At 25.8% G+C, this 9887-nt stretch carries 11 protein-coding genes; 4 read left to right on the top strand and 7 right to left on the bottom strand.

All coding sequences use genetic code 11. From position 1 onward, the window contains the following. From ACRCYC_RS16195 to ACRCYC_RS16185, 3 genes are all read right to left on the bottom strand, one after another. On the bottom strand, positions 1-438 hold a 438-nt coding region (locus ACRCYC_RS16195; protein ID WP_438620138.1), incomplete at its 3' end, for a hypothetical protein. Between the two features lie 157 nt (positions 439-595). Continuing rightward, positions 596-1243 (bottom strand): diphthine--ammonia ligase, encoded by a 648-nt coding sequence (locus ACRCYC_RS16190; protein WP_438620137.1) that lies wholly within the window; start codon positions 1241-1243, stop codon positions 596-598. 82 nt (positions 1244-1325) lie between these two features. Further along, a complete protein-coding gene (locus ACRCYC_RS16185) occupies positions 1326-1763 on the bottom strand; it encodes a DMT family transporter (protein ID WP_438620136.1) in 438 nt (145 codons plus the stop codon). A gap of 131 nt (positions 1764-1894) precedes the next feature. Between ACRCYC_RS16185 and ACRCYC_RS16180 the strand changes: the two genes are divergently transcribed. After that, complete coding sequence (locus ACRCYC_RS16180) at positions 1895-2437, top strand: DUF308 domain-containing protein (protein WP_438620135.1); 543 nt, start codon at positions 1895-1897, stop codon at positions 2435-2437. Between the two features lie 121 nt (positions 2438-2558). Continuing rightward, a complete protein-coding gene (locus ACRCYC_RS16175) occupies positions 2559-3497 on the top strand; it encodes a TIGR01212 family radical SAM protein (protein ID WP_438620134.1) in 939 nt (312 codons plus the stop codon). Positions 3498-3534: 37 nt separating this feature from the next. Here ACRCYC_RS16175 and ACRCYC_RS16170 read toward each other — a convergent pair whose 3' ends face one another. Beyond that, a complete protein-coding gene (locus tag ACRCYC_RS16170; protein WP_438620133.1) occupies positions 3535-4470 on the bottom strand; it encodes a DMT family transporter in 936 nt (311 codons plus the stop codon). Between the two features lie 272 nt (positions 4471-4742). On the opposite strand from ACRCYC_RS16170, the gene ACRCYC_RS16165 reads away from it, so the two are divergent. Beyond that, complete coding sequence (locus tag ACRCYC_RS16165; protein WP_438620132.1) at positions 4743-5993, top strand: sigma-54 interaction domain-containing protein; 1251 nt, start codon at positions 4743-4745, stop codon at positions 5991-5993. Positions 5994-6296: 303 nt separating this feature from the next. On the opposite strand, the gene ACRCYC_RS16160 is transcribed toward ACRCYC_RS16165, so the two are convergent. Genes ACRCYC_RS16160 through ACRCYC_RS16150 form a run of 3 tightly spaced genes read right to left on the bottom strand, consistent with a single transcriptional unit; the run spans position 6297 to position 8908 of the window. Then, positions 6297-6863, bottom strand: coding sequence for a DJ-1 family glyoxalase III (locus tag ACRCYC_RS16160; RefSeq protein ID WP_438620131.1), 567 nt, complete (start codon positions 6861-6863; stop codon positions 6297-6299). A 16-nt stretch (positions 6864-6879) separates the two neighbouring features. After that, complete coding sequence (locus ACRCYC_RS16155; RefSeq protein ID WP_438620130.1) at positions 6880-7662, bottom strand: Cof-type HAD-IIB family hydrolase; 783 nt, start codon at positions 7660-7662, stop codon at positions 6880-6882. Between the two features lie 13 nt (positions 7663-7675). Continuing rightward, positions 7676-8908 carry a competence/damage-inducible protein A gene (locus ACRCYC_RS16150; protein ID WP_438620129.1) on the bottom strand — a complete coding sequence of 411 codons (1233 nt, stop codon included), beginning with the start codon at positions 8906-8908 and terminating at the stop codon, positions 7676-7678. A gap of 275 nt (positions 8909-9183) precedes the next feature. Here ACRCYC_RS16150 and ACRCYC_RS16145 point away from each other — a divergent pair. After that, on the top strand, positions 9184-9887 hold a 704-nt coding region (locus ACRCYC_RS16145), incomplete at its 3' end, for a cupin domain-containing protein (protein WP_438620128.1).

Genomic DNA, 9887 nt, shown 5'->3' with positions numbered 1-9887 from the left:
TGTTAATGTAGCTGTATATGGAATTTTATCTATTAAATTATTTGGATTAATTTCATTTTTATTTAATTGCGTTATAATTACTTTATTATTTCTTAATAGTTTTAGCTTTAGTTTATCATTTTCTTTCATTGAAATTAATAATGATATTAATTCTTCTTTATGTTTTATTTGTATTTCTTCTTTATAAAAAATTCTTTTTACAACTTCCCCACTAACGCTATTTACTAAATCATAGTCCTTGATTTTAAAGTTGTTTTTAATTCCAAAAAACATTACCTTATTAGTATTTAATTCAAGATGTAAAAGCTCTCCTCCTATAATAACTTGTTTAGGTGTTTTTTCATTTTTTTGAATTGAGTAAGAATAATTTGGCAATAATATTATTAATACATTTATAATAATAAAAATAAAAAACTTAATTCCTTTAGATGATTTCATTTAATGTCACCTTCTTAAGTTAATTTAGTATTAAATTTATTATTATCTCAAATCTAAATTTATATAATGGTTACTATTTTACATAATTGCCATAGTTATATTTTTTTATATAGTAAAAAAGCCACCCTAATAATTATATTTCAAGGTAGCTTTTTTACTATATAATATCTAAATGTCCATATCCACTTTCTATAACTATTCCTTTTTTTTCAAAAGTTATACGTTCTTTAAATAAAGGTCCATCAATTACAAAAGTATGGTATTCTCCATTTTCTCCACAAGGATCTGCACCTGTAGATTTTATATCTTCAACTATATTCTTAGTAAGTTCTTCACCTAATAATTTTTCATTTAAAAATTTTAAATTTACAGTCTTTATTATGGTTGTAAATCCACTATCTATAAATTCGTAAACCAATGATTCTCGGTCTTCTTGCCATAATGGAAACTCTGCTTTGACTCCTACATTTTCACATCTTGAAACATCCCACTTCTTATGATCGCATATATCAATATCTCCAAATACACATATGTCCGCTCCCATTTTTTTACCCTTTAATAAAGCTTTTTCAAATTCTTTTTCATATTCGCATACATCACATTCCACCTTTAAAAGTGGTATTTCTAAACTTTTGCTAACTTCTTCTAACAATTTTTTAGTTATTCCATGTGTCCATGATTTGTTGGCATCTTTTTTTACAGTTGTTAAAAGTGCAATTGGCTCATATCCTTTGTTTATCATTCTATATAATGCTAGCGTACTATCTTTTCCTCCACTAAATGACATAATAAATTTCTTATTCATTGATTAACCCTCACTTAATATGTTTTTAATTTAATTTTATCATACATAGTTTAATTTCCAAGCATATATTCTTCAATATATATTAACTTAAAATAAAAAATGTACCAATCATTAATAATATTATACCTATGTACTTATATAAATATATAACTTGATCCTTTAAAACTACTGCCTCAATAAAAAATCCTATAGTTATTTGAGAAACAACTATAACAGTTAAGGTCTTAGATAATCCCAATTGTCCAATAGCTTTAACTGTAAAATATATTATACAACCACCAAAAATACCACCTAACAAAAATTTAGGATTTATTGAGTCTAGTTGTAAAAAATATTTTATATCTCCTGAAAATATCATACTTATCAAAAAAAATAACGATCCTACAACTAGGCTTATAAATGTAGCTACTAGTGGAGATGTACTTTTTCCTACCTCTCCATTTATAAAAGCCTCCAATGCTGTTGATGCTCCTGCTAATATAGCAAATGTTATAGATATAATTTTAGCCAAATTCTTCACTCCTTCATATAATAAAATTCTATGATATAAATTATTTTCAAATTACAAATTTATATAAAATTCAAATAAACTATTTTATACTCTTTATTTTTTTGTTATAATCACCTTAACAATCAAAGAGGTGATAAAAAATGAATATTAATTTTAACTTTAATAATTTTAATCAAAAGAAAAATGCAAATAATTTTATAATGTTAGGAATACTCTTACTTGTAGTTGGAACTGTATCCTTGTTATTTAAAAATTTAGGAATTAAATTATTATCATTTGGACTAGGTGCTATTGCTTTATTTTTAGCATACCTAAACTTAAAAGTAATAAACGAACTTAAAAGATATGAGAGTAAAGAAAAGGTAACACCATATGTAACTAGAGAAATCATACTTATAGCTATAGCTATACTATTTTTTGTATTTCCTCAGCAAATACAAGGATTTTTCTCTTCCATACTTGGAGCTTATCTTGTTGCAAATCAAATTATATTTTTAATTAAAAGTAAAAATAATCCATATATAAAGTTTAATAGTTTTAATTTATTTTTACTAATATGTGGATTAATACTAGTAGTGTCACCACTATTTTTATCAGGATTTATAGCTACATTTTTAGCCTTAATCTTAGTTCTAGTTGGTTTCCAACTACTATCTACTGGAAATAGATTGAAAAAACTATAAAAATAGTACCTTATATAAGGTACTATTTTTATTTTTTATCAATTGTAAATTTGTACATACATGTCTTTTATGATACTATTGTATAGTAATTTTAATAATAATTAAAGAAAAGGTGATTAATTTGACAAATTTTAAATATGCCTTTGATAATAAAAGGTATCACACATGGAATTATTACCTTAGAAGTACTTTCGGAGAGAAAGTTTTTAAGGTATCTATAAATGCAGGTTTTTCTTGCCCTAATATAGATGGTACTATTACTTATGGTGGTTGTACCTATTGCAGTAAAGAAGGATCTGGTGACTTTGCTGGAAATCCAAATGACAATTTAATAAAACAATTTGAAGATATAAAACAAATGATGCATAAAAAATGGCATAGTGCAAAATATATTGGTTATTTCCAAGCCTTTACCAATACTCATGCTCCAGTAGACATTTTAAAGGAAAAGTATGAAACAGTGCTTAATTTAGATGATGTTATAGGATTATCTATATCAACTCGCCCTGATTGCCTTCCTGATGATGTCATCGAGTATTTAGCTGAACTTAACAAAAAAACTAACCTTTGGGTTGAATTAGGACTTCAAACTATACACGATAAAACGTCTAAGATTATAAATAGAGGTCATGATTATAACACTTTCCTAGAAGGTATTGAAAAGTTGAAAAAACACAATATAAAAACTATAGTTCATATTATAAACGGACTTCCTGGCGAAGACTATAATATGATGATGGAAACAGCAAAAGCTGTAGCTGATTTGGGTGTACATGGAATAAAAATCCATTTACTACATGTTTTAAAAAATACTCCTATGGAAAAAATGCTTAAAAACAAATCGTTTGACCTAATGGAAAAAAATGACTATGTAAATTTAGTTTGTGATCAGTTAGAAATACTACCTCCTGAAATGATAGTTCATAGACTTACTGGCGATGGTAAACGAGATGAAATGGTTGGTCCTATGTGGAGTTTAAAAAAATGGGAAGTTTTAAACTCAATAGATGATACTATGCGTGAAAGAAATTCTTATCAAGGTATTAATTATAATAAATAATAAAAAAGCTTAATAGATAAATCTATTAAGCTTTTTGTTAATTTACAACTTCTAATTCAGTATCTGCTATATCATATGATGTTTTATTTCTTTTAGGTTTTTTAATTGCTATAAGCGCAGATACTACCATAAATATAACTCCTATTGATTTTCCTATAGAAAAATCTTCACCTAGTAAAGTCCATCCTATAATAACGGATACTATTAATTCTGTAGATGCTAATATTCCAGCTACAGACAAATCTATTCCTGTAGATATTCCATTTAAATAAAATATATAAGCTGCTGCTGCTGGTATAATTCCTAACCCAAGCATAATAAGTAACATACTTATATTACTTGTATATGCAATTAACTGTGTCGGTTTAGCTAGTGGTATCATTAATATAGCTCCAATTAAGAATCCATATATTAATAATGTTATTCCTTCACATTCTTTAAGAGCACCTTTACTTATTATAGACATACAAGCATATGTTACAGCTGACATTATTCCAAGTAAAATACCATTCATATTTAATCTACCTAAGCTTAAACTTCCTCCAGTTACAGCTAGTATAGATCCCATAAAACACACCGCTAAAGATATAAGCTTAACTTTATCTAATCTTTCTTTATATACTATCATTGATAAAAAAGCTAAAAATAAAGGTGATGTATATAAAAGTACTGCAGATGCAGATACTCCTATAGAATCTATAGAATTAAAGTAGCATATATTAAAACCTGCTTGACTTATTATTCCTACCATTACACAATATCCTAATCCTTTTTTGCTTATTTTAAGTGCATTTGGCATTTTTATAAAACTATAAATAAATAATATCAAAAAACCTAAAAATAACCTTAAAAATGCAACCTGCTCTGGCGTCAATCCTTTACCTAACAAAGTATTTACAAACAAACCAATAGTAGCCCATAATACTCCAGCAATTACTACAAATAAATATCCTTTACTTTTTTGTTCCATCATCTAACCCCCTCATCATTATGTAGTATCATTTATTAAAGCAATTTTTATGCCAATATATTTTTAGTTTAAATTCATTGAAATTACACATGATTCCACTTCAAAAAACCATTTCCAAGTTCAAATTAACTTATTTTATATTTTAAACCAAGTCAAATTCAACTCATTTTATGCAAACTTATGTGCTGCATCTATCTATTGAGTTGATTTTGACTCATATGTATACTATAATAAAATATGCTTGTTTATAATAGTAATTTTAGGGGGATTTACAGTTGAAATACAGCAATGACTTTTTTGAAAAAATAATAGAAGCTTCACATGATGAAATATTCGTATGCGATAAAGATGGATATATGATTTACTGTAATAAAGCATTTGAATACAATTACGGTATCGATAGAGATAAAATGATAGGTAAAACGGTTATGTTTTTAAATGAAGCTGGTTATTCTAATCAAACTCCAGTTCCAAGTGTTGTTAAATATAAAAAAAAAATATCAATGGAGCAAAAAACTATAACGGGAAAAACACTTATAGTAACTGCAACCCCTGTGTTTGATAAAGATCACAATATAGAATTTATAGTTGAAAATTCAAGAGACATAAGTGAACTAAATAATGTAAAAGATAAACTTGAATATTCAAAGGAACAAATTAAAGAATATAAAAATAAAATAGATTATTTACATAAATCTCAATCATTAGTATATAACGATACAACAATAAAAGGGTTGAGTATGAAATCAATTTTAGAAACAGCTAAGAATGTAGCAAAAACAGATGTTAATATTTTATTACTTGGTGAATCTGGATGTGGAAAAACCACATTAGCTAAACATATCCACCTAAATAGTATTAGAGCTAATAACCCATTTATAACTATAAATTGTTCTACTATATCTCCAAATCTGCTTGAGTCTGAGTTATTTGGATATGAATCAGGAGCATTTACAGGTGCTAGTTCAAAGGGAAAATTAGGTCTTGTTGAATTAGCGAATGGAGGAACTTTATTTTTAGATGAAATAGGTGATATTCCACCAGAACTACAATCGAAATTTTTGCAGCTTATTCAAGAAAAAACATTTACTTCTGTTGGTGGTATAAAAACAAAAAAAGTTGATATTAGATTTATATCTGCAACTAATATCGATTTATTGAATTCTGTAAATCAAAAAAAATTCAGAGAAGATTTATATTACAGAATAAATGTAGTTGAATTGAAGATACCTCCACTTAGAGAACGTAAAGAAGATTTACTTGAGTTGATATTTCATTTTTTTAAAAAATATTCGACTTCATTTAATTTAAATAAAAATATGTCTGCCAAAGTTATACACACATTACTAAATTATGACTATCCTGGTAATATACGAGAACTTGAAAATATAATTCAAAATATACTGGTTACATCAAACAATGATTTAATAGAAATTAATAATTTACCTAAATCAGTATTGAATCATTTTAATTTTGAAAAATATGAATATAATAACTCTCTAGATATTTTAATGGATAATTATTAAAAGACACTAGTATGTAAAGCTTATGAAAAACACTCAAGTTCTTATAAACTTGCAAGTGCCTTAAATATTTCTCAATCTAAAGCAAGCCGACTTATTAGAAAACATATAAATAAAAAGTAGACTTTTACCTTTTAGTGTTGCAGTAATCTACTTTTTGCAACTTTAATTAGTATATATCATTAGAAATTTTAATGTATTAAATTTATTATTTTTTAAATAAAAAAAAGAGAAAAACAATTTTAGTTTTTCTCTTTTTACTTAAGATTAAATTTTATGTAATAGCAGAATTTTTTTATCTACTTTTTATTTACAGTTATTGTAAAAATCAACTAACATTCCTTCTTTGACTTTTAAATATAAATCTTCATATCCTAATTTTTTTAATATAGCTAATCCAAATTCAATAGCAGTTGCTGGCCCTCTACTAGTTATTATATTATCATCTTCTACAACTACTTTGTCTTCTATATAATTAACTTTGTCTTTATTTTTTATAAAACCTGGATAAGATGTACAATTTTTATTTTCTAAAATTCCAAAACTTTCTAAAGCTTCTGGAGCTGCACATATAGCTGCTATTATTTTTTTATCATTATTAAATTTTTTAACTAATTTCTCTACATTTTTACTATCTCTTAAATTATATGCACCTGGAAGACCTCCTGGTAATACTACCCCATCATATTCATTTAAATTAATATTATCTATATTCACATCAGATTTAATTTCTATATTGTGAGCTCCTTTTACGTATTCACTATCAATACTACACATATCACAATTTACATTAACTCTTCTTAATACATCTACTACAGTTAAAGCTTCTACTTCTTCAAATCCATCTGCTAACAAAACTAGCATTTTTTTCATGATACCCTCCTATATATTAAATTTTTTTATTTAGTTCTTTTATTTTTAAAATTGCATCACTTACAGATTTCGCTGTGTATCTAGCACTATCTACGACTTCTTTTCTTGAGTTCTCCATAGCAAAACTATACTTAGTAGTTTTAAGCATACTTATATCATTTGGTGAATCACCTATAGTCGCTATTTCTTCTAAATTTACACCTACTATTTTGCATACATTTTTTATAGCTTCATGTTTTGATACTCCTTTAGGTACTAAATTCAAAGTATGCTCTGAAGAAAAATATATATCTAAAACATCATTAAATTCTTCTATAAAAAATGATTCTATTCTATATAGTTCATCAATATTTTGAGATACTATACCTATATTACCCACTAAATCATCATATGTTTCTTTGTTATAAAATTCTTTGTCCACTATATATTCATTTGTATAAAGTTTAAAAATTTCATTTTCTTCTAATAAAACTACTTTCCCATTATATTTAAAGTACATAGTAGCTTCATCTGAATCATATGCAGCTATAACCTTTTTTACAATATTATCATCTATAGTACCTTTAAATACTAAATTTTCATCATTATCATATATATAAGAACCATTTTCACATATATAATAACCATTCACATTTATTGAATCTTTAACCATTGTTTTAGCTTGAGAAAATATTCTTCCTGTAGCTATATTAAATTTAATTCCTTCATTTTCTATAAGCTCTATAGATTTAGAATCTTCTTTAGAAATTCCATTGTGATATAATGTTCCATCTAAATCACAAAATATATATTTTATCATTTGTCTGCTCCTTCTATTTTGAAAGTTCTACTCTTAATAAGTTTAACGCTTCATTAGTAGCTCGATTTCTTATTTTTTCTCTACTACCTATAAAATTGCACTTTTTAACTTTAACTTTTCCATTTATATAAATTCCTATATAAACTAATCCAACAGGCTTCTCATCTGTTCCTCCACCAGGTCCTGCAATCCCAGTTGTAGATAACCCTATATCAGTGTTTAAATTTTTAGAAATCCCTACAGCCATTTCTATAGCAGTTTCTTCACTTACAGCTCCATACTTATCTAATGTTTCTTTTTTAACTCCTAATCTATTCATTTTTGCTTCATTTGAATATGTTATACATCCCTCTATAAAACTTTGTGATATACCTGGATAGTCAATTAACTTAGATGAAACCATCCCCCCTGTACATGATTCACTTACAGCTATAGTCATATTTTTTTTAACTAACAACTTAGCTACAGTTTCTTCAAGAGTAGTGTCATCATATCCATATAAATATTTTCCAACCCTACATTTTATTTTGTATTCTAGATTATCTATTAATTTATTTGATTCTTTTTCACATTTAGATTTAGCAGTTATTCTAATTGTAACTTCTCCATCCTTTGCATATGTAGCAATAGTTGGATTACTTTGATTATCAATTAAATCTATTAACTTTTCTTCTAGTAAAGATTCTCCTATTCCTATAAATCTCAAAGTCCTCGATATTAATTTAAAATCAGTTAAACTCTGTAAATAGGGTCTAACTTTATTATTAAACATAGGTATCATCTCTTTTGGAGGTCCTGGTAGTAATATTATCATTTTATTATCTTTTTTTAATATTGCTCCTGGTGCTGTTCCATTAGGATTATCTAGTATAATACAGTTTTTTGGAAAACAAGCTTGCTTTTTATTATTTTCAGTGGGGTTTATTCCAAGCTTTTCAAAATAAGATTTTATATGTTTCCATATATCCTCATATAATACTAATTCTTGGTCAAAATATTTAGCTGCTATTTCCTTTGTTATATCATCTTTAGTAGGACCTAATCCTCCAGTAGTTATTACTATATCACTTCTTTTTAAACTTTCTTCTAATGAGTTTAATAATCTAGATTCATTATCACCTACTGTACCTTGATGATATACTTCTAAACCTAACCTAGCTAATTCATTTGCTAGAAACTGAGAGTTAGTATTAACTATATCCCCTAATAGTATCTCAGTTCCAACAGTTATAATTTCTGCTTTCATATTATCACCTTTTTTCTTAATAAATTTATACCCTAATCTTACCATATTTAAATTAATATTTCTTTATAGCTTTTTCAATTAATTATAATTTTAACTTGACTAATTCAATGTAATAATCCACCTTATTACCTTAATATCTATATTCTATATATATTTTATGTATCATTTTTTCATATCTTATTATATTTTTATAATCTGCAATAACACTTTGATTTATTGTTTTTAAACTTGAGTATGTATATAATTTATATAGAGATTATATTAGGAGGTATGCTATGTTTAACAAAACTACTTCGCCTACATTTAAACAGTTTGGGTACATAATTTCAAAAGAAGAATCAAGAAAATCTAAATATGATTTATATAACCTTAAAAATAAGAATGTAGATAAGCTAAATTTTACAACTAGTGAAGATACTTGTATAAATGTTTTAGATGGAGTTGTTATGATTTTAGTTTCTCTAGACGCGATAAATATAATATCTTTTATTATTAATCGTCCTATAAATTTGAAAGTGGGAGTTTATTTCAATTTAATCTCTATTTCCGATAATTCATCAGTTGAAATTTCTTCTTATATCAATTTATTTCCTTCTATATATTTAAATGAAGATTATATCTATTCATCTATATCTCCAGCATTAAATATCAATGAAATTTATACAAAGTTTTATCAAGAAAAAGGCTTAAATTACAATTTCACCGGAGAATCTCATTCATTTTGGGAATTAACTTATGTAGATAAAGGAAACTTATATACTAATATAAATGGTCATACTTATAACTTACATCAAGGAGATTTAATATTTTATTCTCCTTTTCAATTTCATACTCAGTATACTTCATGTAATAGTACTAGCTCCTATCTTACAATAAATTTCCAAATGGATTTTAATAACTATGAATTGCTTTGTAATAAAGTTTTTACCCTTAATAGAAATTCATATAATACTATAAAGTTACTTATAAGTGAGCTCTC

Origin of the sequence: Paraclostridium sp. (assembly GCF_051657365.1) — a bacterium.
Lineage (GTDB): Bacteria > Bacillota > Clostridia > Peptostreptococcales > Peptostreptococcaceae > Paraclostridium.
This window is presented reverse-complemented; position numbering and strand designations above follow the sequence as displayed.

Bases quoted from the DNA above. Each gene is read 5' to 3' on its own strand.
- ACRCYC_RS16190 (WP_438620137.1), bottom strand. From the start codon at position 1,243: ATGAATAAGAAATTTATTATGTCATTTAGTGGAGGAAAAGATAGTACG.
- ACRCYC_RS16180 (WP_438620135.1), top strand. From the start codon at position 1,895: ATGAATATTAATTTTAACTTTAATAATTTTAATCAAAAGAAAAATGCA.
- ACRCYC_RS16170 (WP_438620133.1), bottom strand. From the start codon at position 4,470: ATGATGGAACAAAAAAGTAAAGGATATTTATTTGTAGTAATTGCTGGA.
- ACRCYC_RS16160 (WP_438620131.1), bottom strand. From the start codon at position 6,863: ATGAAAAAAATGCTAGTTTTGTTAGCAGATGGATTTGAAGAAGTAGAA.
- ACRCYC_RS16155 (WP_438620130.1), bottom strand. From the start codon at position 7,662: ATGATAAAATATATATTTTGTGATTTAGATGGAACATTATATCACAAT.
- ACRCYC_RS16150 (WP_438620129.1), bottom strand. From the start codon at position 8,908: ATGAAAGCAGAAATTATAACTGTTGGAACTGAGATACTATTAGGGGAT.